The organism is Demequina soli, assembly GCF_000971195.1.
GTDB lineage: Bacteria > Actinomycetota > Actinomycetes > Actinomycetales > Demequinaceae > Demequina > Demequina soli.
Window position 1 is genome coordinate 102,447 of record NZ_BBLZ01000006.1, and the last position, 24,354, is coordinate 126,800.

At 72.9% G+C, this 24,354-nt stretch carries 28 protein-coding genes and 1 pseudogene; 23 read left to right on the forward strand and 6 right to left on the reverse strand.

Going from position 1 to position 24,354, the window contains the following annotated elements; translation table 11 throughout:
* The first annotated feature begins 66 nt into the window (after positions 1–66).
* The 8 genes from AOM04_RS12475 (at position 67) to AOM04_RS12500 (ending at position 5,887) form a co-directional block, all read left to right on the forward strand.
* Positions 67–1,683: a sodium-dependent transporter gene (locus AOM04_RS12475; protein WP_082104642.1), complete on the forward strand. Its 1,617-nt coding sequence runs from the start codon at positions 67–69 to the stop codon at positions 1,681–1,683.
* Positions 1,680–1,823: a MetS family NSS transporter small subunit gene (locus AOM04_RS14685; RefSeq protein ID WP_156160741.1), complete on the forward strand. Its 144-nt coding sequence runs from the start codon at positions 1,680–1,682 to the stop codon at positions 1,821–1,823. Before AOM04_RS12475 ends, AOM04_RS14685 begins: the two co-directional genes overlap by 4 nt.
* Before the next feature lie 150 nt (positions 1,824–1,973).
* Positions 1,974–2,897, forward strand: a complete 924-nt coding sequence (locus AOM04_RS12480; RefSeq protein ID WP_062465115.1) for an ABC transporter substrate-binding protein — start codon at positions 1,974–1,976, stop codon at positions 2,895–2,897.
* A gap of 78 nt (positions 2,898–2,975) precedes the next feature.
* Complete coding sequence (locus AOM04_RS12485; protein WP_062465116.1) at positions 2,976–3,938, forward strand: amino acid ABC transporter permease; 963 nt, start codon at positions 2,976–2,978, stop codon at positions 3,936–3,938.
* A 23-nt stretch (positions 3,939–3,961) separates the two neighbouring features.
* Positions 3,962–4,717 (forward strand): amino acid ABC transporter ATP-binding protein, encoded by a 756-nt coding sequence (locus AOM04_RS12490; RefSeq protein ID WP_062465148.1) that lies wholly within the window; start codon positions 3,962–3,964, stop codon positions 4,715–4,717.
* A gap of 34 nt (positions 4,718–4,751) precedes the next feature.
* Complete coding sequence (locus tag AOM04_RS14690) at positions 4,752–4,898, forward strand: hypothetical protein (RefSeq protein ID WP_156160742.1); 147 nt, start codon at positions 4,752–4,754, stop codon at positions 4,896–4,898.
* Positions 4,895–5,284 (forward strand): hypothetical protein, encoded by a 390-nt coding sequence (locus AOM04_RS12495; RefSeq protein ID WP_062465117.1) that lies wholly within the window; start codon positions 4,895–4,897, stop codon positions 5,282–5,284. Before AOM04_RS14690 ends, AOM04_RS12495 begins: the two co-directional genes overlap by 4 nt.
* A 78-nt stretch (positions 5,285–5,362) precedes the next feature.
* Entirely contained in the window at positions 5,363–5,887 is a 525-nt protein-coding gene (locus AOM04_RS12500) for a hypothetical protein (RefSeq protein ID WP_062465118.1), read from the forward strand.
* A gap of 6 nt (positions 5,888–5,893) precedes the next feature.
* Here AOM04_RS12500 and AOM04_RS12505 read toward each other — a convergent pair whose 3' ends face one another.
* Positions 5,894–6,799 carry an NAD(P)-dependent oxidoreductase gene (locus AOM04_RS12505; protein ID WP_062465119.1) on the reverse strand — a complete coding sequence of 302 codons (906 nt, stop codon included), beginning with the start codon at positions 6,797–6,799 and terminating at the stop codon, positions 5,894–5,896.
* A 77-nt stretch (positions 6,800–6,876) separates the two neighbouring features.
* Here AOM04_RS12505 and AOM04_RS12510 point away from each other — a divergent pair, with 77 nt between their 5' ends.
* The 5 genes from AOM04_RS12510 (at position 6,877) to AOM04_RS12530 (ending at position 11,103) form a co-directional block, all read left to right on the forward strand.
* Positions 6,877–7,716 carry a phosphodiester glycosidase family protein gene (locus tag AOM04_RS12510; RefSeq protein WP_062465120.1) on the forward strand — a complete coding sequence of 280 codons (840 nt, stop codon included), beginning with the start codon at positions 6,877–6,879 and terminating at the stop codon, positions 7,714–7,716.
* 23 nt (positions 7,717–7,739) lie between these two features.
* Complete coding sequence (locus tag AOM04_RS12515; RefSeq protein WP_062465121.1) at positions 7,740–8,657, forward strand: phosphotransferase; 918 nt, start codon at positions 7,740–7,742, stop codon at positions 8,655–8,657.
* 27 nt (positions 8,658–8,684) lie between these two features.
* Positions 8,685–9,080, forward strand: coding sequence for an ACT domain-containing protein (locus AOM04_RS12520; protein WP_062465122.1), 396 nt, complete (start codon positions 8,685–8,687; stop codon positions 9,078–9,080).
* A 235-nt stretch (positions 9,081–9,315) separates the two neighbouring features.
* Positions 9,316–10,185, forward strand: a complete 870-nt coding sequence (locus AOM04_RS12525; RefSeq protein ID WP_062465123.1) for an alpha/beta hydrolase — start codon at positions 9,316–9,318, stop codon at positions 10,183–10,185.
* Between the two features lie 69 nt (positions 10,186–10,254).
* The gene (locus AOM04_RS12530; protein WP_062465124.1) at positions 10,255–11,103 is read left to right on the forward strand and encodes an alpha/beta hydrolase; all 849 of its coding nucleotides are present in this window, start codon (positions 10,255–10,257) and stop codon (positions 11,101–11,103) included.
* A 13-nt stretch (positions 11,104–11,116) separates the two neighbouring features.
* On the opposite strand, the gene AOM04_RS12535 is transcribed toward AOM04_RS12530, so the two are convergent.
* Both AOM04_RS12535 and AOM04_RS12540 read right to left on the reverse strand, forming a co-directional pair.
* Positions 11,117–11,731, reverse strand: coding sequence for a sugar O-acetyltransferase (locus tag AOM04_RS12535; RefSeq protein ID WP_228373720.1), 615 nt, complete (start codon positions 11,729–11,731; stop codon positions 11,117–11,119).
* A 20-nt stretch (positions 11,732–11,751) separates the two neighbouring features.
* Positions 11,752–13,659 (reverse strand): DUF4914 family protein, encoded by a 1,908-nt coding sequence (locus AOM04_RS12540; protein ID WP_062465125.1) that lies wholly within the window; start codon positions 13,657–13,659, stop codon positions 11,752–11,754.
* A gap of 227 nt (positions 13,660–13,886) precedes the next feature.
* Between AOM04_RS12540 and AOM04_RS12545 the strand changes: the two genes are divergently transcribed.
* From AOM04_RS12545 to AOM04_RS12570, 7 genes and pseudogenes are all read left to right on the forward strand, one after another.
* The gene (locus AOM04_RS12545) at positions 13,887–14,624 is read left to right on the forward strand and encodes a hypothetical protein (RefSeq protein WP_156160743.1); all 738 of its coding nucleotides are present in this window, start codon (positions 13,887–13,889) and stop codon (positions 14,622–14,624) included.
* Positions 14,625–14,747: 123 nt separating this feature from the next.
* Positions 14,748–15,443 carry a hypothetical protein gene (locus AOM04_RS12550; RefSeq protein WP_062465127.1) on the forward strand — a complete coding sequence of 232 codons (696 nt, stop codon included), beginning with the start codon at positions 14,748–14,750 and terminating at the stop codon, positions 15,441–15,443.
* A 51-nt stretch (positions 15,444–15,494) separates the two neighbouring features.
* A pseudogene (locus tag AOM04_RS12555) lies at positions 15,495–15,716 on the forward strand (Rv2578c family radical SAM protein); the annotation flags it as partial.
* A 50-nt stretch (positions 15,717–15,766) separates the two neighbouring features.
* The gene (locus tag AOM04_RS14845; protein ID WP_169816447.1) at positions 15,767–15,928 is read left to right on the forward strand and encodes a hypothetical protein; all 162 of its coding nucleotides are present in this window, start codon (positions 15,767–15,769) and stop codon (positions 15,926–15,928) included.
* 379 nt (positions 15,929–16,307) lie between these two features.
* Positions 16,308–17,198: a radical SAM protein gene (locus AOM04_RS12560; RefSeq protein ID WP_062465129.1), complete on the forward strand. Its 891-nt coding sequence runs from the start codon at positions 16,308–16,310 to the stop codon at positions 17,196–17,198.
* Positions 17,199–17,246: 48 nt separating this feature from the next.
* Positions 17,247–17,588, forward strand: a complete 342-nt coding sequence (locus AOM04_RS12565; RefSeq protein WP_062465130.1) for a YidH family protein — start codon at positions 17,247–17,249, stop codon at positions 17,586–17,588.
* Positions 17,585–17,929 carry a hypothetical protein gene (locus tag AOM04_RS12570; protein ID WP_062465131.1) on the forward strand — a complete coding sequence of 115 codons (345 nt, stop codon included), beginning with the start codon at positions 17,585–17,587 and terminating at the stop codon, positions 17,927–17,929. Before AOM04_RS12565 ends, AOM04_RS12570 begins: the two co-directional genes overlap by 4 nt.
* Positions 17,930–18,178: 249 nt before the next feature.
* On the opposite strand, the gene gnd is transcribed toward AOM04_RS12570, so the two are convergent.
* Genes gnd through AOM04_RS12585 form a run of 3 tightly spaced genes read right to left on the reverse strand, consistent with a single transcriptional unit; the run spans position 18,179 to position 21,613 of the window.
* A complete protein-coding gene (gene gnd / locus AOM04_RS12575) occupies positions 18,179–19,201 on the reverse strand; it encodes a phosphogluconate dehydrogenase (NAD(+)-dependent, decarboxylating) (protein ID WP_062465132.1) in 1,023 nt (340 codons plus the stop codon).
* Between the two features lies 1 nt (position 19,202).
* Positions 19,203–20,654 carry a glucose-6-phosphate dehydrogenase gene (gene zwf, locus AOM04_RS12580; protein ID WP_062465133.1) on the reverse strand — a complete coding sequence of 484 codons (1,452 nt, stop codon included), beginning with the start codon at positions 20,652–20,654 and terminating at the stop codon, positions 19,203–19,205.
* Positions 20,651–21,613, reverse strand: a complete 963-nt coding sequence (locus AOM04_RS12585) for an SDR family NAD(P)-dependent oxidoreductase (RefSeq protein ID WP_062465134.1) — start codon at positions 21,611–21,613, stop codon at positions 20,651–20,653. Before AOM04_RS12585 ends, zwf begins: the two co-directional genes overlap by 4 nt.
* A gap of 107 nt (positions 21,614–21,720) precedes the next feature.
* Here AOM04_RS12585 and tal point away from each other — a divergent pair, with 107 nt between their 5' ends.
* The 3 genes from tal to AOM04_RS12600 are packed head-to-tail and all read left to right on the forward strand — an operon-like array spanning position 21,721 to position 24,218.
* Positions 21,721–22,818 (forward strand): transaldolase, encoded by a 1,098-nt coding sequence (gene tal, locus AOM04_RS12590; protein ID WP_062465135.1) that lies wholly within the window; start codon positions 21,721–21,723, stop codon positions 22,816–22,818.
* A complete protein-coding gene (locus AOM04_RS12595; protein ID WP_062465136.1) occupies positions 22,815–23,324 on the forward strand; it encodes an O-acetyl-ADP-ribose deacetylase in 510 nt (169 codons plus the stop codon). The genes tal and AOM04_RS12595 overlap by 4 nt, the downstream gene beginning before the upstream one ends.
* A 9-nt stretch (positions 23,325–23,333) precedes the next feature.
* Positions 23,334–24,218 carry a hypothetical protein gene (locus AOM04_RS12600; protein ID WP_156160744.1) on the forward strand — a complete coding sequence of 295 codons (885 nt, stop codon included), beginning with the start codon at positions 23,334–23,336 and terminating at the stop codon, positions 24,216–24,218.
* The last annotated feature ends 136 nt before the right edge of the window (positions 24,219–24,354 follow it).

Here is a 24,354-nt window from a genome sequence, read left to right on the forward strand (position 1 = left end):
TCGTCCCCGCTCACCAGGCACGATGCGCGCCCGCGGTTTAGCGTGAGCCGGAGAGGGGAGACAACCATGGCCGAGCACCCCACCGAGGCGGCCCCGCCGCCTCCCACCCACGAGAAGCGCGAGCACTGGTCCGGCCAGACCGCGTTCATCCTCGCCGCGATCGGCTCCGCCGTCGGCCTCGGCAACATCTGGCGCTTCCCGGGCCAGGCGTACGAGCACGGCGGCGGCGCCTTCATGATCCCGTACCTCGTCGCCCTGCTGACGGCGGGCATCCCGATCCTCTTCCTCGAGCACGCGATCGGCCACCGGTTCCGCGGCTCGCCGCCGCTGGCCATGAAGCGCGTGCACCGCCACGCGGAGGGCGTGGGCTGGCTGCACGTGGCCATCTGCTTCGTCATCGGGCTGTACTACACGGCGATCCTCGCGTGGGCGCTCAGCTACTTCTTCTTCAGCTTCTCCCTCGCGTACAAGGACGACCCGGCGGGCTTCTTCACGTCCGACTACCTGCAGCTGGGGGAGGCGGGGACGTTCAGCACCAGCTTCGTGCCGAAGGTCATCATCCCGCTGGTCGCGATGTGGGCCGTCACGATCGTCATCCTCGCGCTCGGGCTGCACAAGGGCGTCGAGCGGCTCAACATCGTGGGCATCCCGGTGCTCGTCGCCACGTTCCTCGTCATCGTGGTCCGCGCGCTGTTCCTCGACGGCGCGGCCGACGGCCTCGACGCGCTGTTCACCCCGGACTTCGCCGCGCTCAAGGACCCGCAGGTGTGGATCGCCGCCTACGGGCAGATCTTCTTCTCGCTGTCGCTGGCCTACGGGATCATGATCACCTACGCCTCGTACCGGCGTCGCCGCTCGAACCTCACCGCGCCGGGCCTGGTGGTCGCGTTCGGCAACAGCTCGTTCGAGCTCCTCGCGGGCATCGGGGTGTTCGCGACGCTCGGGTTCCTCGCGCACCGCGAGGGCGTCGGCGTGGGCGAGCTCGACGGCATCGCGGGGCCGTTCCTGTCCTTCGTCACGTTCCCCGCCACCATCGCGGAGATGCCCGGCGGCGCGTTCTTCGGCGCCCTGTTCTTCGCGTCGCTGGTCCTCGCGGGGCTGACATCGCTCGTGTCGGTGCTGCAGGTGGTGTCCGCGGCGCTGCAGGACAAGCTGGGCCTCAAGCCCCGCACCGCGGCCGTCCTCGTGGGCGGCACCAGCGCGGTGCTGTCGATCGTCGGATTCGGCACCACCACGGGCCTGTACCTCCTCGACACGGTCGACAACTGGTCCAACCAACTCGGCATCGTGGCGGGCGCGATCACCATGATCGCCGCCGCCGTGTGGCTCGGCCGGCGCGGCCACGAGCTCGAGCGCCACCTCGCGGCCGTGTCCACGCTGCGTCCTGGCCGGGCGTGGCTGTGGCTCGTGAGCGCCGTCGCGCTGCTGCTCATCTACATGTTCGTCGACAAGGCCGTCACGCTCGCCATCGACGGCTATGGCGGCTACCCGACCTGGTACCTCGTGGTCTTCGGATGGGGCACCGTGGTGTTCCTCGCCCTCGTGGCGTTCCTGATGCCGTTCCTCAAGTGGCGACGCGATATCTCCCGCTTCCATCCGTGGCCCTCGCGCGAGCAGCTCAACCTGCCCGCCGACGTGGGGGAGCGCCACACCGAGGACTACGACCCGAGGGGGCGCTCATGAACGGCTCCGCCATCGCGCTGCTCACGGTCTCGATCGTGCTGGTGTGGGGCGGCCTCGGGGTGTCGATCGCGATCCTCGCGCGCCGGCCCGAGAACGACCACATGCCCGAGGGCGGCGAGGACACCCGCATCCCCGACTGAGCGACGCCCCTGGTAGGCGGCGTGAACGGCCCCGATGTCACCGTGACCATCCACGATCATGCATAATGATGCATAGCGATGCATGACCTGCTGGGAGTCCCCACCCGGACCCGCGGAGCCATGCGCCCTCACACCCTCGAAGGAGCATCCATGCGCAAGCCTGCCCTCGTCGCGATCGCCGCGATGACCGCCGTGTCCCTGTCCGCCTGCACCTACGCCTCGCAGGAGACCGGCTCGAGCACCGGCACCTCCGCCGGCGCGACCGCGCAGGCGGCCGCGAGCTTCGACCCGAGCACCGTCGCCGTCAACGACGCGGCCGTCGCGCTCCTGCCGCAGGACATCAAGGACCGCGGCACGCTCCGCGTCGCCATGGAGACCACCTACGCGCCCGCCGAGTTCCTGGCCGCCGACGGCCAGACCCCCGTGGGCTACGACGTCGAGATCTCGGAGGCCATCGCAGCCGCGCTCGGCCTCGACGCGCAGATCGAGTCCGCCGCGTTCGACTCGATCATCCCCTCGATCGGCTCCAAGTACGACGCGGGCATCAGCTCCTTCACCATCACGCCCGAGCGCGAGCAGGTCGCCGACATGACCAGCTACCTCAGCGTTGGCGAGGCCTACGCCGTCCAGGCCGGCAACCCCCAGGGCGTCGACGCCTCCGACCTGTGCGGCACCACGGTCGCCGTCCAGACCGGCACCGTCCAGCAGGACGAGGCCAACCAGATGGCCGCCGACTGCAAGGACGCGGGCGGCGACGCGCTCACCGTCCTCAACTACGACTCGCAGGCCGACGCCGCGACCAACGTGGTGGGCGGCAAGGCGGACGTCCTGTTCGCGGACTCGCCGATCATCGGCTACGCCGTGACCCAGACCGGCGGCCAGCTCGAGCAGCTCGGCGACGCCTTCGCGACCGCGTCGCAGGGCATCGTCACCGCGCAGGGCTCGGCGACCACCCAGGCGATCGCCACCGCCCTGCAGGGCCTCATGGACGATGGCACCCTGAAGGAGATCCTCGACGGCTGGGGCGCGTCCGACGACATGCTCACCACCGCCGAGGTCAACCCGGCCTCCTAAGCGGCGTCGGCCGGCGCATCGTCCCTCCCACGGAGGACGATGCGCCGGTCGCCTCGCGTACGACACCTGGAGAGAGCGATGAGCGCCACCGGCCACGACCCGGTCCCGAACCGCATCCACGCCCGCCCCGTCCCGCGCCCCGGCCGCTGGATCGCCGCCGCGATCCTCGCCGTGCTGGCCGCGATGGCCGTGCACGGGCTGGTGACCAACCCGAACTTCCACTGGGACGTGTTCTTCACGTATGTCCGCGACGTCACGGTGATCCGCGGCGTGGGCTGGACGCTCGTGCTGACGTTCGGCTCGATGCTCATCGGCGTGGTGCTCGCGATCGCGCTCGCGATCATGCGCCGCTCCGACAACCCGGTCCTGCAGTCGGTCAGCTGGTTCTACATCTGGCTGTTCCGCGGCACCCCGGTCTACACGCAGCTGGTGTTCTGGGGGCTCATCTCGGTGCTGTACCCGAAGCTCAGCCTCGGCATCCCGTTCGGCCCGGAGTTCCTCACGTTCGACACGGCGACCGTCATCACCGCGTTCTGGGCGGCGCTGCTGGGTCTGGGGCTCAACGAGGCGGCCTACCTCGCGGAGATCGTGCGGGCCGGCCTCGGCTCGGTCGACAAGGGCCAGGAGGAGGCGGCCCGCGCGCTCGGCATGAAGGAGTCGACCATCCTGCGCCGGATCGTCATCCCTCAGGCGATGCGCGTGATCGTGCCGCCGACGGGCAACGAGACGATCTCGATGCTCAAGACCACGTCGCTCGTGCTCGCCGTGCCGTTCACCCTGGACCTCACGTTCGCGACCAACGCGATCGGCAACCGCATCTTCATGCCGATCCCGCTGCTCGTGGTGTCGGCGTTCTGGTACCTGCTCATCACGTCGATCCTCATGGTCGGCCAGCACTACCTCGAGCAGTACTACGGCCGCGGCTCCGGCTCCGAGCGCCCCCGCCGCGGCGGCCCACGCCGGCCCCGGCTCGGCCGTCAGGCGGCCATCAAGGCCGGCGGCACGACCAAGGACGACCCCTTCCTGGAGGTGACCCCGTGACCGCCGCCCCCCACTCGACCCCCATGGTCGACGTGCGCCAGGCGCACAAGATGTTCGGCGACCTGCACGTGCTCAAGGGTGTGGACCTCACGGTCCGCTCCGGCGAGGTGTGCGTGGTGCTCGGCCCCTCCGGCTCGGGCAAGTCGACTCTGCTGCGCTGCCTCAACGAGCTCGAGGTGCTCACGGGAGGCTCGGTCCGCATCGACGGCGAGCTGCTCGGGTACCGCGAGGACGAGTCCGGCAGGCTGCACCGCCTCCACCCGACGGCGATCGCCAGGCAGCGCGCGAAGATCGGCATGGTGTTCCAGCGCTTCCACCTGTTCCCGCACATGACCGCCCTCGAGAACGTCATGGAGGCGCCGGTCCAGGTCCTCGGGCGCTCGAAGGCCGAGGCACGCGCCACGGCCACGGAGCTGCTCGAGCGCGTGGGCCTGGCCGACCGCATGGGCCACTACCCCGCGCAGCTGTCGGGCGGCCAGCAGCAGCGCGTCGCGATCGCCCGCGCGCTCGCGATGGACCCCGAGCTCATGCTCTTCGACGAGCCCACGTCCGCGCTCGACCCCGAGCTCGTCGGCGAGGTGCTCGCGGTGATGAAGGACCTCGCCCGGGGCGGCATGACGATGGTCGTCGTCACCCACGAGATCGGGTTCGCGCGCGAGGTCGCCGACCACGTGGTGTTCATGGACGAGGGCGTCGTGGTCGAGGAGGGCGCACCCGCCGCCGTCCTGGACGCGCCGCGCGAGGAGCGCACCCGGGACTTCCTCTCGCACGTGCTGTAGACCGTCGCCCCTGGTGTGGGGCAGGCTGGGTGTCATGAGCGACGATGCGCCGGTTGGGCTCGTCCCCGCGCCTCACCCCGAGCCCACGCTGGGCTCGCAGGCGGTGGTGCTCGCGCTCGGGCTGCTGGGGGCCGCGTTCGTCGCGTGGTGGCTCGTCGCCGCCGCGATGCTCGACGGGTGATGGGCGTGAACCCGGAGGCGTGGGTCGCGCTCGGCTACGTCGTGATCGCGATGGCAGTCACGGCGCTGCAGGGCCTGCTGCTCGGCGCGGTGCTCGCGCTGCGTGGCGCGGTCGCGCTGCGCACCGGGCGTCGCTGGTCGGTGTGGGTCGTCTTCTGGCCTCCGGCCGCGCTCGGGCTGGTGGTCGCCGGCCTCGCCGCCGCGGACGACGCGGCGCTCGGCCCGCTCGTCGCGATCGCGTCCGCGTGCGTCGTGGCGCTCTTCGGTGTGTCAGCCGCGGCGGCGGTCCGGGTGCGTTTGGCGCGATCCGGGGTGCTCGCGCTCGCGGTCGTCGTCGGACTCGTCGCGGTGTGGCTGCTGCGCCCGCTGCTGTCGCTCGCCCTGTAGCGCGCACCCCCACAACTGGGGGTGGCACCTGGCGCATCACCGCTGCTATACCTGGGGCGACATCGACGAGGGGGAGTCATGGCGGCTGTGCCCGGCACCGCGACGCGGCGGCTGTCGATCGCTGGCGAGCTCCACATCCTCGTGGTCGTCACGGTCGTCGCCACGTGGGTCGCCTGGCTGCTCGTCGGCCTGGTGCTCGCGCCGTGGCTCGGCGTGGACGCGGCCTGGCTGCCCGGTCCGATCGGCGTCGTGTACTCCGTGCGGTGGATCCTGCTCGTCCAGGTCTTGTTCGCGATGGCGAACGGGCTCGCGCAGGCGTTCTCTCGCTCCGACGTGCGCTGGTCGCTCGCGATCCCGGTCGCGCTGTGCGTGGTGGTCGGCGCCGTCACCGCGATGGTCGCGCTCGTCGCGGGTGCCGTCGAGGGGCTGCTGTCCTTCGTGGGCCTCGGCATCGTGGTGACGGCATACGCAGCCGGGGCGCGGTGGGTCAGCCGGACGCCGCCGCCACGCGCGGTCGGCGTCGCCGCGGGCGGCCTCGTGTGGACCGTCGCGCTCGGCACCGTGGCTTGGGGGGCGTGGGCGCTCGCGCAGATCGCCGGGTAGGGCCGCTCAGCGCTCGAACGACGCGAAGTATGCCGCGGCCATGTCCTCGGACCCGTGCCCGGAGCCGGTCGCGCGCTCGAGCCGCGCCCGCGCGCCCTCGAGCCCGTCGAGGTGGAGGCCCGCGCCGCGCGCGGCGTCGAGGATCAGCCCGGCGTCCTTCGCTGCGGTCGCCGCGGCGAACGACGCGGGCGACAGCCGCTCCTCGAGGATGAGCGACGCCTTGGCGCGCAGGTAGCCCATGTCGAGCCCGCCCCCGGCGACGATCTCAAGGAACTGGCGGGGCTCGACTCCCAGGCCCTCGGCGAGCGAGATCACCTCACCGGTCGCGTTGTTGACCGCGAGGACCCAGGTGTTGGCGACCAGCTTGAGGCGCTGCGCCGACCCGGCGGACGCGTCGTCGCCCGTCCACACCGTGCGGGAGCCGACCGCGTCGAACAGCGCGGCGGCCGTCTCGCGGGTCTCCTCGGAGGCCGCCGCGAGGACGGTGAGCTGCCCGGCCTCGGCGGGCTCGCGCGTGCCGAGCACCGGAGCGTCGACGAGCGTGAGCTCGAGCTCCGCCGCGAGGGCGGCGACCTGTGCGTGCAGGTCGAGGCCGACCGTGGCGCACTGCACCCACACGGTTCCCGGACGCAGCCCGGGCGCCGCCTGACGGACCACGTCGAGCGTGACCGGTCCGTCGTGGAGCATGGTCAGCATGACGTCGGCCTCCGCGACGGCCTCGGCCGGCGTGACCGTCGGCGTCGCTCCGTCCGCGGCGAGCGCGGCCGCGGCCGCGTGCGTGCGGTTCCAGACCCGCACGTGGTGGCCCGCCCGCACGAGGTTCCGCGCCATCGCGGCCCCCATGATGCCCATGCCGAGCACGGCGACGGTGAGCGGGCGGGATGCGCCCTCGGGTGCGGCGGTCTCGGACATGAACGCTCCTCGGATGGTGGATGGTCGAAGGGAGAACGTGCGAGCCGCGCGTCCGCTTCCCTCAGTACGCTCGACCCGTGGAACTCGCCCGCGCCTCGCTGTCCGCCCTCGCGGCGCTCCTGCTCGCGGGCTGCGCGCTGCTGCCCTCCGACGGCGCCTCGCCCTCGGACGCGGGGGCGTCGCCGGCCCCGCCCGCCGCGGCGGACGCGACCGGCACGCCCGGCCCGACCGACGCATCGTCCGCCCCGAGCGTCGACGTGCCCACACGGATCATCGACCGCGGCGAGCACGGCTCGTACGGCGTGGTGACGCTCGACCTCGCGGACTGGGACGTGCGCGTCGACTGGCCCCGCCGCGCCGACGGCACCGATATGGCGTCCTATATCGCGCACCATCCGGGCATCGCGGTCCTCACCAACGCGGGGATCTTCTCCGACGACCTCACGCCGGGCGGGCTGCTCGTCGCGGACGGCACGGAGCTGCGCGCGCTCAACCTCGCGGACGGCTATGGCAACTTCCACCTCAAGCCCAACGCGGTGTTCGAGATCCGCGACGACGGCACCGCCGCGGTCGTCGACTCCACCCGCTACGACCCGGCGGGCGTCGCGCAGGCGACCCAGTCGGGCCCGGCCCTGCTGCTCGACGGGCAGATCCACCCGCAGTTCAACGAGCACAGCACCAACACGGCGCTGCGCAGCGGCGTCGGCGTCAGCCCCGACGGGCGCACCGTCTACCTGGTCATCACGCGCACCTACGTCACCCTGTGGGACTTCGCGACGATGTTCCGCGACGAGCTCGGGGTCCACGACGCCCTCTACCTCGACGGCCAGATCTCGCAGCTGTGGGTGGCGGGCGAGCCCGACCCCACGCCGTACCTCGGCCCCTACGCGGGCGTGATCGCGGCCTACCCGCGCTGATCGCCGGGGCGTACGGTGCGCTCATGACCCTCGAGCCTGGCGTGGCCGCGTGGGTCGCCGCGCGCCTCGGGTCGCCGCCCGGCGAGGCGTTCTTCGTGGCTCGCTCGATGTCCGAGGTGTGGGGCGTCGCGCTCGCCGACGGCCGCCGCGTCGCGGTCAAGCGGCGCGACGGGGGAGCGCGGCTCGCGATCGCGGCACGCGCGCATCGCGCCGCCGCCCGGGCCGGGATCGACACGCCCGCCCTCCTGGCCGGCCCGGACCGCGTGGGGGACGATGCGTGGCTCACCGCCGAGGACTGGCGTCCGGAGGGCGCCCTGACGCCGCAGGGCGACGCGCCGGAGGCCTTCGCGCGGCTGCTGGCGCGCATCGTCGCCGCGCTCGCGGGGGTCGAGCACGCGGGGCTCGAGCCGACGCCGTGGACCGCCTACGCCCACGGCGCCGAGGACCGCGTGTGGCCGCCGCCGGGCTCGGACCGGTGGGATCCGCACCGCATCGAGGCGGACCTGCCGCCCGCGCTCGTGGACATGGCCCGGGCCGCCCGCGCGCGGCTGCGGGCGAGCGCCCTGCCGCCGGTGCTGGGGCACGCGGACCTCAACGGGATGAACGTCCGCTGGGTGGGCGGCTCGCCGATCGTCCACGACTGGGACTCGATCACCGCCGTTCCCGAGGCGGTGCTCGCGGGCGTGCTCGCCACCGACCACGTCGCCGCCCCGGATGCGGGCGCGATCGCGGACATCGCGACGGGCGAGCGCCTCCTCGCCGCATACGAGGCGGCCCGCGGGCGCGCCCTCACGCGCGAGGAGGGAGAGGTCGCGTGGGCGGCGTCCGCGTGGCTCGCGTGCTACAACGCCGCCTTCGAGCACCTGCACGGAGGGCCGGGCGCCGTCACCGCCGCGATCCTGCGCGACGGGGGAGCGCGGCTCGCGCTCGCGGGCGCGTGACGCGGGGCACCGCCCTACGCTGACCCCATGGCAGTCACCGACCTCGCCGAGCTCATCGCCGGCCTGAGCGCGCGTCTCGATCCCGAGGCCTACGTGTGGGCGTCCGTGCCGACGGTCCCCGAGGGCTGGGATCCGGTGGTCACGGTCCGCGAGTCGGAGGGCATGACGGTGGTGCTGCCCGAGGCGCAGGCGGACGCCCTGGGTCTCGCCTACGAGTTCCGCTCGGCGCGCATCACCCTCGAGGTGCTGTCCGCGCTCGAGGCGGTCGGGCTCACCGCGGCCTTCGCGCGTGCGCTCGCGGACGAGGGCATCAGCGCCAACGTGGTCGCCGGCTTCCACCACGACCACATCTTCGTGCCATGGGCCCGACGCGCCGACGCCCTGGCCGCCCTCGAGCGGCTCCAGTCCTCCGCACGCGGCTGAGCCGGCGGCCCCGCCCGCGCCGCGCAAGGATCCTGCAAAAGCGACCCCGGCCTACCCACGCGCAGACGGTGGGGGTAGCGTGCGAGGGGTCGAGTCGGCGCGGCTTGCGGGATCCATGGGGAGGGGGCCCGTCGCCGCGACGATGCTCCGGGCGGCGCCGTCGAGGGCGCCAGGGTCGCGTGTGAGGGGACGGCGACCGAGCCTCCCCGTCGCTGACCCGACCTTGGAGCGTCCCATGACCACCGCATCGTCCACCCCGACCATCACCACCCACGAGCGCGAGCAGATCGACGCCGCGAACGCGACGGGCGGCCCCGCCGTGATCCTCATCCACGGGCTGTGGGCCGTCGCCGACGGCTGGCACCCGTGGCAGGCGCGCCTCGCGGAGCGCGGCATGGCGTCCGTCGCCGTCGCGTGGCCGCGCGAGCCCGCGACCTTCGAGGCCGCGATCGCGAACCCCGACGCCGTCGCCGGGGTCGGGATCCAGGAGACCGCCGACCACATCGCCGCGGTCATCGCGGCGCTCGACGTCAAGCCGTACGTGGTGGGCCACTCGTTCGGCGGGCTGCTCGCGCAGAAGATCGCGGGCATGGGCCTGGCCCGCGCCACGGTCGCGATCGAGCCCGCGCCCGTCAAGGGCGTGCTGCCGCTGCCGCTCAACGTGCTGCGGGCGTCGTCGCCCGTGCTCGGCAACCCCGCCAACCGCACCAAGGCGGTGCGCCTCACCTACGAGCAGTTCAAGTTCGCGTGGGCGAACGAGCTCGAGGAGAAGGAGGCGAAGCGGCTGTGGAACACCGTGCATGTCGCGGCGCCCGGCAAGCCGCTGTTCCAGGCGGCGGCCGCGCGCTTCCAGCCCCACTCCGAGGCGGCGGTCGACGTGATGAACCCGCTGCGTGGCCCCCTGCTCATCATCGGTGGCGACTCGGACCACCTGGTCGCGCCGTCCGTCAACCGTGCGACGCTCAAGCTGCAGAGCCGCAATCCCGGCCTCACGGAGTTCCTTGAGATGCCGCACCGCGGCCACTCGATCACGATCGACGCGGGCTGGACCGAGGTCGCGGACGCCGCGATGGACTTCCTGCTCGCGCATCCCGGCGACGACTGAGCGCGCGACGGCCCCGACCGGCGCCTCCCGTGGCGGCCGTGGCCACCCGCGGTTACATTCGAACGAGCCATGAACGCCGGTCGGATGACGCCGCGCGAGCGGGAGCAGGTCGACGCCGCCAACGCGGCGGACGGCCCCGCCGTGGTGCTCCTGCACGAGATGTGGGCGCTCGCGGGCGTGTGGGAGCCGTGGCGGGAGCGGCTCGCCTCCGCCGGCCTGCCGACGGTGACCCTCGAGTGGCCGGGCGAGGCCGCCTCGGTCGAGGACGCCCAGGCGCACCCGGACGCGATCGCGGGGGTCGGCCTGCTTGACATCCTCGCCCACGCGCTCGCGGTCGTGGACGCGCTGCGCGAGCCGCCGTTCGTGGTGGGCGACGGCGTCGGCGCGCTCACGGCGCAGCAGATCGCCGGCCGCGGCCGTGCCCGCGCGGCGGTGGCGATCTCGCCGGCGCCGATGCGCGGCGCGCCCCCGGCGCCCGACACGGTGCTCGCGTCCGCCGCGCCGATCCTGGGGGAGCGCGGCAACCGGGAGCGGGCCGTCGCGCTGCGCTATCCCGAGTTCCGCCGCGCGTGCGCCAACGCGCTCACGGTCGACGAGGCGCGCGCCTTGTGGGAGGCGTTCCACGTGCCCGCGCCCGGTCGCGTCGGCTTCGAGGTCGCGACGCAGCGGCGCGAGGCCCGCGCGCCGTCGAGCGTCGACACCGTCAACCGCGACCGCGGCCCGCTGCTCGTCATCGCGGCCGGCAAGGACCGCCTGGTCCCGCCGGAGGTCGCGGCCGAGACGTTCCGCATCCAGAGCCGCAACCCGTGCCCCACGGACTACGTGGAGTTCTTCGACCGCGGCCACACCCTGACGTACGACGCGGGATGGCCCGAGGTGGCCGACCGGGTCATCGAGTACCTCGACCGGTACCGGTGAGGGGCGCACGCGCTCACAGCGTGCGGATCACGCGGGCCGGGTTGCCGGCGACCACGGACATGGGCGGCACGTCCTTGGTGACCACCGATCCGGCCGCGACCACCGAGCCGCGCCCGATGGTGACGCCGGGGCAGATCACCACGGACCCGCCCAGCCACACGTCCGACTCGAGCGTGATGGGGAACGCGCGCTCCCAGCCCTCGCGGCGGATGTCCACGTCGAACGCGTGGTTGACCGTGTAGAAGCGCGCGTCGGGGCCGATGAGCGCGTGGTCGCCGATGGTCACGATTCCCGAGCCGACGATGACCAGGTTGGAGTTGATGAACACGTCGCGGCCGAACCGCACGCGCTCGCGGTACTCGAGGTAGATCGGCGGGCGGTAGTCCAGGCCGGGCCCGCACTCGCCCACGAGCGCGGCGAGGCCTGCCGTCGAGCCCTCCGGGTCGTCGTAGTAGCGGCCGTTGAGCTCGCGCAGGCGCGCGAGGGTCGCGCGCTGCATGTCGGCGAGCTCGGGCCCGGCGCGGTACCGGAACCACTCGTCGGCCTGCAGCTTCTCGTACTCGGTGCGGGTGGGGTCCTCGACGGGGACCTCGGCCATCGCGGCCTTCATGTGCTCGGGGCTGGTCACGGGATCCAACCTACGGCCGTTCACAGGTACATCGGCGTGAGCGCCTCGTAGTCCTCCACGGTCGCGTCGCGCAGGCATGCCTCGATGATCCGGCGGCCCAGCGGGTCCAGGTCGTCGGTGAGGAACTGCGCGAGCTCGGACTTGAAGAAGCCCGTGAGGATCGCGCAGCCCGCGTCGTAGGCCTCGAGCCCCACCTGCGACTGCGTCTCCGGGCGCAGCAGCGTGCGGCGCACCGGCTGGCCGTCGAGCGTGATCTCCTTGGGCGAGTAGCCGAACAGCGCGCAGCGGGCCGGCTCGAGCTGGTCGGCGCGCATGCGCCCGCCGCCCTTGCGGGCGAGCCACTCGCGGGTGAGCCACTCCGCGGAGAAGCCCACGTGGTAGGCGCCGATGTGCTGGTTGGGCGTGAGGACGTAGCGCGTCCGGTGGAACTCGACGATCTGCCGGAGCAGCAGGTTCGCGGCCTCGACCTTGGTGCCCGTCGAGAACGGCCAGTACGAGCCCACGCCCTCCGACACCATGCCGCCGTGCTCGAGCGTCCTCACCGCGTCCGCGGCCTCGCCGATCGACGGGTTCTTGTCGCCGCGCGGCGCGATGAGGCGCCACAGCCACGCGATGGCCGGCGGCACGAAGTGCGTCATGCCCATGATCCCGTAGGTCGGGTTCTCGGCCGTGCACGCGGGCATGCGGGCGCCGAACGTGCGCACGTCGACCGCCTCGGGCTCATGCACCACGCCGTGGATCATCCGGCGGGGGATGACGACGCGCGGGTTGGGGCACGGCTTCCCCGTCGAGTCGAGCGTGTGCTCCCACGGCAGCACCGTCGCGTCCTGCACGCCGTCGAGGCTGAAGAACACCAGGGGCGTGTCGGGGTGGATGACCGCCCGCTCGAAGTGCACGTCCGCGCCGTACGCCTTGAGGTTGTCGACGCGCACGAACCAGCCGTCCTCTGCGTCCGCGACCACCATCTTCCCGGAGCCGTCCTGGACGGCCGGGTGGCACAGCGTCATGTCGTCGGTGACGGGCGCGAGGTCCGAGGTCTCGGACAGCGTGATGAGGTACGGCTCGTGGGTGACCACGTTGGTGCCGAGCAGGATGCGGCCGTCGTCCTCGCGGCGCAGGTCCTGGCACATCTCGGACTTGCCGCCGCCGGAGGCGCCCTCGTGCATGATCACGGTCTCGTTGTCGTAGGGCGTGGTGACGCGCACCGCCGACGCGTGCGCCGTGATCCAGCCCTCCTGCTCGCCGACGTCGAGCAGCACCGAGAACACGCCCTTCTTCGCGCTGGGCCCCGGGTAGAGGTTGTAGGCGAAGATCTCGTGCAGCGTCTCGGAGCGGTCGTGGACCACCACCTGCCTGCCGTCGAAGTGGGTGTGGCGGAACGGGGGAGCGACGTAGAGGATCGAGCGCGGCGTGAACGGCCCGAGCTCGTCGAACGTCACCCAGCCCTGCAGGTCCACGAGCGCGGTCGCGAAGAACGCCGCGTTCGCGGGCATGATCGCGATCGAGGGCGAGCCGTGCATGAGGCCGCCGGCCTTGAACGGCACCACCACGAGGTCCTGGCGGGCCAGCCACGCCATCGTGTCGGCGCGCGCGGAGTCGAACGCGTGGCCGAACCGGTCGGCGTAGCGGGCCTTGTCGGTGGGGCGGCTGTCCGCGATCACCATGCACTGCGGGTCCCGGCGCCGCATGTAGTCCTCGGGGTAGTTGACGGCCATGCCGTTGCGGCAGCGCGTCACGGTCGCCTCGGTGACCACCTCGCCGTCGACGTCGTAGTCGACGCTGAAGCGGGGGCCGCCCTCCGGTCCCAGGGCGAGGGCGTAGAGCTCGGCGCGCGTGGCGGGCACGGTGACGCTCGGGGCCGCCGCGAGGGCGGCGCGCACCTCGGGGGCGAGGTCGACCAGCGACAAGGGGGTGAGGGTGTCCAGCATGCTCGGCTCCTTCGACTCGCGCGGCGCAGGACTCGTCCATCGTGCGCCTCTCGGCAGAGTCTGTCGATTCAAAAGGAAAGGTAAAAGGGACGTAGGTCACGGGTCATGGGTTGGTTCGCCGCGACACGCGGGTGAGCAGGGACGATGCGCTGGCGCGGCGGTCGTGGCGCCCCTAGGCTCGCGTCAGGTCGCCGCGAGGACGCGGCGCCGGAGGTCGGGGGGCTTCGATGGGCGGACGGGCGGTGGTCGCTGCCGCGGGCGTCGTGGTGGTGCTGGGCGCGGCGTGGTGGATCGCGAGGGATCGGGTGGCGGAGCCGCCGGTCACGGAGGAGCGGGCGCGGCACACGGACGTGCCGGTGCTCGTCCCGGACGGCGGCGACGAGGTGTGGTGGACCTGCCTGGGCGGCCAGTGGCACGAGTCGCCGCGCTCCCACGGCGTGCTGCTGCTCACCACCGGGGCCTCCGGCTGGGTCGACACCTGCGCGCGGGTCTACGCGATGCCCGCCTCGTCGGCCGCCCGCGATGCCTACGCCGTCGCCGTCACCTCGTACTGGACCACGGAGGGCGGCTACGCCGTCGAGCCGTGGGCCGAGGTCGACACGCCCGCGGAGGGGCCGTTCACGGTGCAGGTGTCGACGTCGGTCGACGCGACGGACTCGGGCGTCGGCTCGCCCGCGTTGCTGGCGGCCTTCGCGATCGTGCCCTGCGGGCCCGGCGACACGGATCCCGCGGGCTGGATCGCCGGCTGGACCGTCGACGTGGGCGACGCTTGCGTGGGCGCGGTGGGTGACGCGCTCGCCGAGGAGGGCTACGACGCCGGGCGCGCCTGGTGGACCTTCGACCGGCCCTCTGCGGTCGACGTCACGGGTCTCGCCTGGACCTTTGAGGTCCCCGCCGGCTCGGACCCCGTGTTCGAGCTCCGCGCGGGCGACGCCGGCGGCGACACCACGGCGCGCAGCCGCTGACCGCGCACACCCCACCCGGCCGGCGCATCGTCCCGGCGCGAGCCTCCCGGGCCGGCGCCGTGCCAGCCGCTACGCTCACGGCCAGGCTCCTAGGGTCCGGTTCGGGCCGGTAAAGAGGGAAATGTGCGCACGGTGGTCCTGACCCTGCTCGCGATCGTGGCGCTCGCGATCGGGTGGTTCTGGTGGCGAGGCGACGTGGTGAGCAGCGCCCCCGCCGTGGAGCAGGTCGCCGAGGTGCCGCTGCCCGTGGTGACCGGCCCCTACGATCCCGTCGCCTCCGACTGCCGCACCGAGGTCCCGTGGACCTCGACGCACACCAGGAAGTGGCAATCGCTCGCGCAGGAGTACGCCGGCACGGTCGACTCCTGCATGGAGGTCTACCGCATGACCGCCGACGAGGACACGTCGGGCGACTACTACCTCGCGGTCGTCACGTCCGCATGGAGCCGCACGGACCGCGAGGACTTCTGGTACCCCTGGGACGGCGGCGCGGACGCCCCGAGCCCCGTGACCATCGAGGTGACCGCGACCAACCCGGCGATCGGCAACGACTACCACGCCTCGGATCCCTCCGGCGTCGCGTGCGCGTCCGCCGTGCCCGACGCGCCGGTCATGCTCGACGGCGCGGACCTCACGGGCACGCCCACCTTCGTCGCGGGTGCCTGCGGCGGCGAGATCACGCGCGCCGCGTGGAGCGCCGACGGCGCGGCGTGGACCGTGACCCGTCCGGAGGAGTTCGACCTCACCGTCGTGTCGTACCTCGTGAAGGTGGGTCAGGGCGAGCGGCCGCATCTCCAGCTGAGCGTCACCGCGAGCTGAGCCGCGGCGCGCCGCCTTGACCCCCATTCGAACAGGTGTTCGAATGGGGCCATGCGGTGGGAGGGACAGGCGCTGCGCGCCGAGACGGACGATGCTCTGCCGGCGCTCGCGCGGATGTCGAACCTCGTGCGCACCGTCACCACGCCCGAGTTCGCGGGGGTGACGTTCCACGAGGTGCTCGCCAAGAGCGCGCTCAACCGCGTGGGGCCGGGAAGCGCGGTGCCGTTCACGTGGACGGTGAACCCGTACCGGGGGTGCACCCACGCGTGCGTGTGTTTACGCGCGCTATAGCCCACCAGTCGCGACCTGGTAGGAAAGTGCGCATGGAATCCATCATTTCTGCGGTCGTGCTCAACGTCGTGCTGTTCTTCGTTGCGATGTACGTGCTCTACATCGTCATTCGCAAGGGCGTGCGGGACGGAATTCGCGAAGCGTGGACGAAGCGCGACGGGACTCCCGGCGAGGGCCCCGCGCCCGCCGAGTAGCGAGCGCATTCTCGAAGCCGCGTCGGTCACCCAAGGGGGATGACAAAGGTCATCACGCTTGCGTGTGTTTACACGCGCCAACGCTCTTGGTACTCAGTCATCCTTAGGTGTCGCGCGCTTGATCAAGTAGAAGGAGCCTGCGCCCGAGGCAACTGCCACGACCGCCTGGCTCACTTCGCGCACAATCGCTGGGCCGGAGTACTCGGAAAGACTCATGCAAGTGGCAAACCCGACGGCGCCTAGTCCAATACCGGCGAAGTACCACCTCCAGCGAATGCTCATCTCCGACCTTCGTCTCGTCGACCTCTTCCATGGCAAGCCGATCGTACGGGCGCATTTGTAGCCGAGGAAGCATTGGTGCTACTGCGCCACGCTTGCGATGGATGGAAAAGGTCATCACGCTTGCGTCTACTGCTTCGCGCGACCCTCGCACCGGTACCTCGAGCTCGACGCGGGCGTCGATTTCGACCGCCAGATCATCGTGAAGATCAACGTCGCCGACGCCCTGCGCAAGGACCTCGCGAAGCCGTCCTGGAACCGCGAGCACGTGGCGCTGGGCACCAACACCGACCCGTACCAGCGGGCCGAGGGCCGCTACCGGCTCATGCCCGGCATCATCCGCGCGCTCGCGGACGCCGGCACCCCGATGTCGATCCTCACCAAGGGGTCGCTGCTGCGCCGCGACCTGCCGCTGCTCGCGGCCGCGCGCGCATCGGCGCCCGTCGACCTCGCGCTGTCGATCGCGATCGCCGACGACGATCTCCAGCAGGCCATCGAGCCCGGCACCCCCACCACCCAGGCGCGCCTCGCGACCGTGACCGCCGCCGCCGAGGCCGGCTTCGACGTCGCGGTCTTCATGATGCCGATCCTGCCGTTCCTCACGGACTCCGAGGAGCACCTCGACGCCGCGCTCGGCCGCATCAAGGCCGCTGGTGCCGCCTCCGTCACCTACACCGCGCTGCACCTGCGCCCGGGCGTCAAGGAGTGGTACGCGCGGTGGCTGCACGCGCATCGTCCCGACCTGGTGCCGCGCTACCGGGAGCTCTACGGCGACGGCTCGTACGCCCCGAAGGAGTACCGGCGCTGGCTGGCCGCGCGGATGAAGCCGCTCATCGCACGTCACGGCCTCGCGCGCACCTCTGAGGATCCGAACACCGGCACGGTCGCGTCGCGCGCGAACGCCCGCGACGACCAGGGCGAGTGGCGGCGCACCCGCGCGCGTGGGGACGATGCTCCGGCGGCGCCCGCCGACCACCTCACCCTGTTCTGATCGCGGGAGTAGCGTCGAGGACGGGGCGAGGTCGAGGAGGACCCGCGGATGAGCCACGACGAGCGCGACAAGGCGGCGGAGGCCCAGGCGTCGCTGTCCAACGAGCGCACGTTCCTGTCGTGGATCCGGACCGCGCTCGCGCTCATCGTCACGGGGGTCGCGCTCGTCGCGTTCGACATCCCGGTCGACGTGGGCTGGCGCCTCGGGGCGAGCGCGATCCTGCTGCTGCTCGCGATCGCGAACGCGGCGCAGGCGCTGTACTCGTGGCGAGCCAACGACCGCGCGCTGCGCCACGGCGAGGAGATCCCCGTGCTGCGGTCGGGCGCGTGGATCGCGTGGGGCGTGGTGGCGTCGGTGCTGCTCCTCCTCGTCGGCTGGGTGATGACGTGAGCGCCGCGCGGCGCCGGCGCGCGAACCTGTGGGCGCTCGACCTCACGGTGCTGTCGTGGCGGCGGACCACCTTCCAGGTCGCGCTCGCCGCGCTCGCGGTCGCACGCATGCTCGAGTCCCGCCTCGGGTGGTGGGTGCTGGCGACCGGGGCGGTGGGGGTGGCGCTCACGCTCGCGGTGCACGGCTCGGTGTCGGCCTACGTGTCCGCGATCGACGACGAGGGCAACCTCGTGCGCGAACCCGGCGGCATCGGCCACGTGCTGGTCCGCCAGGGCCTGGTCGCGGGCGGCACGGCGCTCCTCGCGCTCGCGTCCCTCGTGTGGGTGCTGCTCCAGGCCTGATCCCGCCCCGCCGGAGAGCACGGCATGAGCCGTGCCGAGACGCTCTCCGTTTTCACGCAGTTGCGAACGGCCACACGCCCGAATCGTGCGCGGCATGCGCATCTCGAGCGTGGCGGGGCGCCCTGGCGCACGAAATCGGCGTCGCGACGCCCGCCGGGACGCCGTCGCGAGCCCACCGCGTTCGCAACCCCGTGAAAACGGAGAGCAGCGCGGGCACACGCATGCCAGGCGCTCCCGAGCGATGGGTGGCTACTCGCCGGTGGGCTTCTCCTCATGGCCGCCGAAGCCCTTGCGCATCGCGGACAGCGTCCGCTGCGCGTAGTCGTCGAGGTCGCGCGACGCGAAGCGCGAGTACAGCGCGGTCGTGAGGACGGGGGTGGGCACGCCCTCGTCGATCGCCGCGATCGACGTCCACCGGCCCTCGCCCGAGTCGGACACGTGGCCCGAGAACGATGCGAGGGTCGGGTCCGCGCGCAGCGCCTGCGCGGTCAGGTCGAGCAGCCACGAGCCGATCACCGAGCCGCGCCGCCACACCTCCGCCACTGCGGCCGTGTCGATGTCGTATCGGTAGAACTCGGGGTGGGCCAGCGGCGCGGTCTCAGCGTCCGCGTCGCGCTCGTGCGCGCCGATGCCCGCGTTCTTGAGCACGTTGAGCCCCTCCGCGTACGCCGCCATGAGGCCGTATTCGATGCCGTTGTGGACCATCTTGACGAAGTGGCCCGCGCCGGTGGGACCGCAGTGCAGCCAGCCCTCCTCGCCCGGCACCAGATCGCCGGACAGGCCGGGGGTGCGGTCGGCCGCATCGGCCCCGGGCGCGATCGACCGCCAGATAGGCGCGAGGCGCTCGACGGTGGCCTCGTCCCCGCCGATCATGAGGCAGAAGCCGCGCGCGAGCCCGTGAACCCCGCCCGACGTGCCCACGTCGACCAGGCGGATGCCCTGGTCGGCGAGCGCCGCCGCGTGCGCGATGTCGTCGCGGTAGTAGGAGTTGCCGCCGTCGATGATGACGTCGCCCGCCTCGAGCACGCCCGCGAGGCCCTCGATGACCCGCTGCGTGACGGGGCCGGCCGGCACCATCACCCACACGGCGCGCGGCGCCTCGAGCGCCTCGACGAACCCCGCGAGCTCGTGCACCGGCACGGCGCCCTCCGCGGCCAGCGCCTCGATCGCGTCGGCGTTGACATCGTGGACCGCGACGGTGTGGCCGTCCCGCATCAGCCGGCGGGTGAGCCCCGCGCCCATGCGACCCAGGCCGATCATCCCCAGCTGCATGTCACTTCCCCTTCCTCTGCGCGGCGGTGCGCGACGCATCGTCCGCTGAACGGTGGTGCTTGAGCACCGGGTCGTGCCACGGCCCGTCGGCGCCGATGAGCGTGTCCGCCTCCGTGGGGCCCCACGTGCCCGGCGCGTAGCGGATCGCGGGCGCGTGGTCCGCGAGTACTCCGTCGACCACGTGCCACGCCGCCTCGACGGACTCCTCCGACGTGAACAGCGCGCGGTCGCCCTGGAGGGCGTCCCCGAGGAGCCGCTCGTACGGGCCGCGGCTCGCCTCGCTGCCCGTGGGCACCACGAGCTCGCGCTGCTCGCCGACGAACTCCTCGCCGGGGGTCTTCACGCGCGCCCCGAGCGCGATCTCGCCGTCGGGCTGCAGCCGGATGCGCAGGTGGTTGGGGTGCTGCGCCATCATCGCGTCGTCGAACAGGGCCTGCGGGGGGCGCTTGAACTCGACCACGATCTCGTGCGCGGTGACCGGCAGGTGCTTGCCGGTGCGCAGGTACCAGGGCACGCCCGCCCACCGCCACGAGTCGATGAACAGCCGCACCGCGGCGTACGTCTCGACGTCCGAGTTGCGGGCGACGCCCGGCTCGTCACGGTAGCCCTCGAACTGGCCGCGCACGATGTCGTTGCGCGTGAGCGGGCGCATCGCGCGGAACACGTTGGCCTTGGCCTCGTGGACGGCGAAGTAGCCCTGGTAGGCGGGCGGCTCCATGGCGAGCAGTGCGACGATCTGCAGCATGTGGTTCTCGAGCACGTCGCGCAGCGCGCCGGCGGTCTCGTAGAAGGCGCCGCGGCCCTGCACGCCGAAGTCCTCCGCGATGGTGACCTGCACGCTCGCGATGTGGTCGCGGTTCCACACCGGCTCGAGGAACGAGTTCGCGAACCTGAAGTAGAGAAGGTTCATGATCTCGTCCTTGCCCAGGAAGTGGTCGATGCGGAACACCGACTCCTCCCGGAAGGCCCGGCGCACCACGCCGTCGAGCTCGCGCGCGCTCGCGAGGTCGCGACCGAACGGCTTCTCGACCACGACCCGTGCGTGCTTGTTGAGGCCCACGTGGGCGAGCCCGTCGATGACGGTGCCGAACATCGATGGCGGGATCGCGAGGTAGTGGACGGGGCGGCGCGCGTCCTCGACCGTCTCCTTGAGCGCCTCGAACGTCGCCGGCTCCCGGTAGTCGCCGTCGACGTAGCGCAGGAGGCCCACGAGGCGGTCGAGGACCTCCTCGTCGACGTCGTCGATCGTGGCTCTCACGGACTCGCGGGCGCGGTCGCGGAGGTCCTCGAGCGCCCAGTCGGAGTGCGCCACGCCGATCACCGGCACCTCGAGCTCGCCGTGAAGGACCATCCCGTACAGCGACGGGAAGATCATCTTGCGGGCCAGGTCACCGGACGCGCCGAAGAACACCAGCACGTCCGCATCGGTCTGCTCGGCGGGGGTCGCCGTCATCGTCCAGCCTCCTTCGCGCGGGCGGCCGCGGCGGCCGCCTCCACATCCATGCGTTCCCCGGTCAGCGCCATCGAGGCCTCCCACAGGGCAGGGATCCCGCGCTCGATCGCTTCTCGGCGCACCAGGAAGCGGCGGGTGGGGTCGCCGGTGCCGCCCCAGCGCGGCCCCCACAGGGTGCCGCCCCGCGCGCCCGGGTCGGTCGCGGCGCGCAGCTGCGACAGGGCGCCCCGCGCGGGCGGCATGCCTCGCCTCTCGGCGTACGACTCCCAGAACGGCCCCTGCGACCCGCCGCCGCCCTCACGCACCGTGCGCTTCTGCAGGTCGGTGTGCGCGATGCCCGGGTGCGCGCAGAGGGCGTGCGCGGGGGTGCCGGCCGCCCGCAGTGCCGCGTCGAGCCCGAGCGCGAGCTGCAGCGCCGCGAGCTTGGAGCGGCCGTACGCCCTCCAGTCGTCGTACTCGCCCTCGAGGTGCGGGTTGGCGGGGTCGACGTCGGAGCCCTGGAAGCGCGCGATCGACGTGGTGGTGACGATGCGCGCGGCGGGAGCCGCGACGATCTGCGGCAGCAGGCGCGACAGGAGGGTCCAGTGGCCCAGGTGGTTGACGGCGAGCTGCATCTCGAAGCCGTCCTCGGTGCGCCGCTCCGGCATCGCCATCACGCCGGCGTTCGCGATGACGAGGTCGAGCACGGGATGCGCGTCCGCGATGGCGGCCGCCGCGTCGCGCGTGCCGGCCTGCGACGCCAGGTCGAGCGGGACCACCTCGAGCGACGCCTCGGGGACCTCGGCGCGGATCGCGGCGAGCGCATCGTCCGTCTTGGCGGGATCGCGCGCGGCCATGATCACGTGCGCGCCGCGCCCCGAGAGCGCCGCCGTGCACGCGAGGCCGAGGCCGCCGTTCGCTCCCGTGACGAGCGCGACCCGGCCCGTGAGGTCGGGGATGTCGGCGGCGCTCCACGTCATGGCTGCTCCCTCGCTGGGCGGATCTTCCACCACCAGCCAACCTAGCCCGGCCCGCCGTTGTTCCGCACGGCGCCCTAGGGTGGGAGGAGACCCCGAGGGAGGATCGGATGACGGCGTTGCACCTGCTCTCCGCCGCCGGCGTGGCGGTGTGGCTCGACGACCTCAGCCGCGAGCGGCTGACCTCCGGATCGTTGGAGGAGCAGATCCGCAGCCGCTCCCTCGTGGGGGTGACCACCAACCCGTCGATCTTCCAGGCGGCCGTGTCGTCGTCCGACCAGTACGGCGGGCTGCTCGCCTCGCTGCGCGAGCGCGGGGCGTCCGCGGAGGAGGCCGTGCGGGAGCTCACCACGCGCGACGTGCGCGACGCGTGCGACGTGTTCGCCCACGTCTTCAAGCACACGCACGGCGTCGACGGGCGGGTCTCGATCGAGGTCGACCCGCGCCTGGCGCACGACGCCATCGGCACCATCGAGCAGGCGCGCGCCCTGTGGGACGAGGTGGACCGCGACAACGTCATGATCAAGATCCCGGCGACCGTCGAGGGGCTGCCCGCGCTCACGGCCGCGCTCGCGGACGGGATCTCGGTCAACGTCACGCTGATCTTCTCGCTCGAGCGGTACGCCGCGGTGGTCGAGGCGTTCCTCGCGGGCCTCGAGCAGGCCGCCGCGGTCGGGCACGACCTGGCGCGCATCGGCTCGGTCGCGTCGTTCTTCGTCAGCCGCGTCGACACGGAGGTCGACCGCCGGCTGCGGGCCGTGGACCCGGACTCGGTGCTGTGCGGCACCGCGGCGATCGCGAACGCGCGGCTCGCCTACGCGCACCACGAGGAGGTGCTCGCGTCCGCGCGGTGGCGCGCGCTGGCGCGCCTCGGGGCGCGCCCGCAGCGGCCGCTGTGGGCGTCCACGTCGGTCAAGGACCACGCCTACCCCGACACGATGTACGTCGACGAGCTCGTCGCGCCCGGCGTGGTCAACACGATGCCCGAGGCGACGCTGGTCGCGTTCCAGGAGCACGGCGAGGCGCACGAGGGCGGCTGGAACACCATCGAGGGCACGTACGACGAGGCGCGGTCGGCGTTCGCGCGGCTCGCGGCGGCGGGCATCGACATGGACGACGTCACCGCGCGGCTCGAGCGCGAGGGCGTGGACAAGTTCGTCGCGTCGTGGGACGACCTGCTCGCGACCGTGGGCGAGGCGCTCGCGTGACGGCGATCCTGTCCGTCCGCCGCGCCGACATCACCACGCTCGACGTCGACGCGATCGTGAACGCCGCCAACTCGTCGCTGCTGGGCGGCGGGGGAGTGGACGGCGCCATCCACCGCGCGGCCGGGCCCGGACTGCTCGAGGAGTGCGCGCTGCTGCGCGGCTGCGCGGTCGGGTCCGCCAAGATCACCGCCGGCTACGCGCTGCCCGCGCGCCACGTGATCCACGCGGTCGGCCCGGTGTGGCACGGCGGCGACCGGGGCGAGGCGGAGCGGCTCGCCTCCGCGTACGCGACCTCGATCGCGCTCGCGCAGGAGCACGGCTGCCGCTCCATCGCGTTCCCGTGCATCTCGACCGGGGCGTTCGCGTACCCGGCCGAGCTCGCTGCCGCCATCGCGGTGCGGGCGGTGGGCCGCGCGCTCGCCTCCGCTCCGGACGTCGAGGACGTGGTCTTCTGCGTGTTCTCCGACACCGATCTCAGCATCTACCGGGGCATCCTCGGCGGGTAGGGTGCGCGGGTGAGGGTTCTTCGGGACGATGCGGTGGGTGCCGCCGGCGCGTGGCTGCGCGGGCGCATCGGCGCGTGGGCGACGGTGGGCGGCGTCGCCGGGACCGGCTTCGAGGCGTACGCCCGCGTCCTGCACCCGGTGCCCGGGCGGCGCCTGTCGTGGGATGACGACGGCCGCGGCATGGTCCCGCGCGTCGTCGACGAGCGCGAGTGGGCGTGGGGCGAGGTCGCGTCCGCGGTGGGCGCGGTGATGCACCCCCTGGTCCAGTGGCGGCGCCTCGCGGACGAGAACGGGTTCGTGCGGCTCGACGACGGCTGGGAGGTCGGGCAGACGCGGGACGGGTGGCTCGACCCGGTGCTGTGGGCCGCGCTCGTGCCGCACCTCGCGCGCGTCGGCGCGCCCGAGGTGACGCTCGGGTTCTGGATCGGGCGCGGCGACTTCGACGGCGGCGGCAGGCATGTGACCGTGGCACTCGCGGGGGACGATGCGGGGGCGGGGTTCCCGCCCGCGCTCCCCGAGGTGTCGGCAGACGCGCTCGAGGCGCGGGCGCGAGGCGAGCTGCTCGTGCTCCCCGGACAGGAGGGCACGGGGCGCGAGCACCTCATGATGGCCGGCGCGCTCGCGGACCTCGCGGATCCCGACTGGGGCTACCGGGCCGCGATCGGGTGGTGGGGCCCGTTCCGCGATCCCGCGCCGCAGCTGGCGTGGCCCGCGGACCACGCGTGGCTCGTGGCGAGCGAGATCGACTGGGACTCGACCATCGTCGCGGGGTCGCGCGCCCTGGTGGACGCGGTGCTCGCCGACCCGGCCGTCGAGGCGTTCGAGGTGGGTCCCGACGACGACCTGTCCTGGGACGGCGACACCGTGAACCCGCCTCGGGCCGAGCGCTCCTGAGGGCGCGCGCCCGGTCCCGCGCGCATCGTCCCTGGTGAGTCGGCGTGGGTGCTGATGTCCCCAGCCCCTGGCGGTTGTTCGGGTTATCCACCCTGGTATCTCCCTTGATCTGCGTCGAGGGTGGCTGTCTGAGGCG

What these genes read in the sequence shown, in the direction of transcription:
- tal (WP_062465135.1), top strand. Translation starts at nt 21,721, where the DNA reads ATGACGGCGTTGCACCTGCTCTCCGCCGCCGGCGTGGCGGTGTGGCTC.
- AOM04_RS12520 (WP_062465122.1), top strand. Translation starts at nt 8,685, where the DNA reads ATGGCAGTCACCGACCTCGCCGAGCTCATCGCCGGCCTGAGCGCGCGT.
- gnd (WP_062465132.1), bottom strand. Translation starts at nt 19,201, where the DNA reads ATGCAGCTGGGGATGATCGGCCTGGGTCGCATGGGCGCGGGGCTCACC.
- AOM04_RS12565 (WP_062465130.1), top strand. Translation starts at nt 17,247, where the DNA reads ATGAGCCACGACGAGCGCGACAAGGCGGCGGAGGCCCAGGCGTCGCTG.
- AOM04_RS14845 (WP_169816447.1), top strand. Translation starts at nt 15,767, where the DNA reads ATGGAATCCATCATTTCTGCGGTCGTGCTCAACGTCGTGCTGTTCTTC.
- zwf (WP_062465133.1), bottom strand. Translation starts at nt 20,654, where the DNA reads ATGACGGCGACCCCCGCCGAGCAGACCGATGCGGACGTGCTGGTGTTC.
- AOM04_RS12505 (WP_062465119.1), bottom strand. Translation starts at nt 6,799, where the DNA reads ATGTCCGAGACCGCCGCACCCGAGGGCGCATCCCGCCCGCTCACCGTC.
- AOM04_RS14690 (WP_156160742.1), top strand. Translation starts at nt 4,752, where the DNA reads ATGAGCGACGATGCGCCGGTTGGGCTCGTCCCCGCGCCTCACCCCGAG.
- AOM04_RS12500 (WP_062465118.1), top strand. Translation starts at nt 5,363, where the DNA reads ATGGCGGCTGTGCCCGGCACCGCGACGCGGCGGCTGTCGATCGCTGGC.
- AOM04_RS12530 (WP_062465124.1), top strand. Translation starts at nt 10,255, where the DNA reads ATGAACGCCGGTCGGATGACGCCGCGCGAGCGGGAGCAGGTCGACGCC.
- AOM04_RS12485 (WP_062465116.1), top strand. Translation starts at nt 2,976, where the DNA reads ATGAGCGCCACCGGCCACGACCCGGTCCCGAACCGCATCCACGCCCGC.
- AOM04_RS12540 (WP_062465125.1), bottom strand. Translation starts at nt 13,659, where the DNA reads ATGCTGGACACCCTCACCCCCTTGTCGCTGGTCGACCTCGCCCCCGAG.
- AOM04_RS12490 (WP_062465148.1), top strand. Translation starts at nt 3,962, where the DNA reads ATGGTCGACGTGCGCCAGGCGCACAAGATGTTCGGCGACCTGCACGTG.
- AOM04_RS12475 (WP_082104642.1), top strand. Translation starts at nt 67, where the DNA reads ATGGCCGAGCACCCCACCGAGGCGGCCCCGCCGCCTCCCACCCACGAG.
- AOM04_RS12515 (WP_062465121.1), top strand. Translation starts at nt 7,740, where the DNA reads ATGACCCTCGAGCCTGGCGTGGCCGCGTGGGTCGCCGCGCGCCTCGGG.
- AOM04_RS12545 (WP_156160743.1), top strand. Translation starts at nt 13,887, where the DNA reads ATGGGCGGACGGGCGGTGGTCGCTGCCGCGGGCGTCGTGGTGGTGCTG.
- AOM04_RS12525 (WP_062465123.1), top strand. Translation starts at nt 9,316, where the DNA reads ATGACCACCGCATCGTCCACCCCGACCATCACCACCCACGAGCGCGAG.
- AOM04_RS12560 (WP_062465129.1), top strand. Translation starts at nt 16,308, where the DNA reads ATGGATGGAAAAGGTCATCACGCTTGCGTCTACTGCTTCGCGCGACCC.
- AOM04_RS12480 (WP_062465115.1), top strand. Translation starts at nt 1,974, where the DNA reads ATGCGCAAGCCTGCCCTCGTCGCGATCGCCGCGATGACCGCCGTGTCC.
- AOM04_RS12585 (WP_062465134.1), bottom strand. Translation starts at nt 21,613, where the DNA reads ATGACGTGGAGCGCCGCCGACATCCCCGACCTCACGGGCCGGGTCGCG.
- AOM04_RS14685 (WP_156160741.1), top strand. Translation starts at nt 1,680, where the DNA reads ATGAACGGCTCCGCCATCGCGCTGCTCACGGTCTCGATCGTGCTGGTG.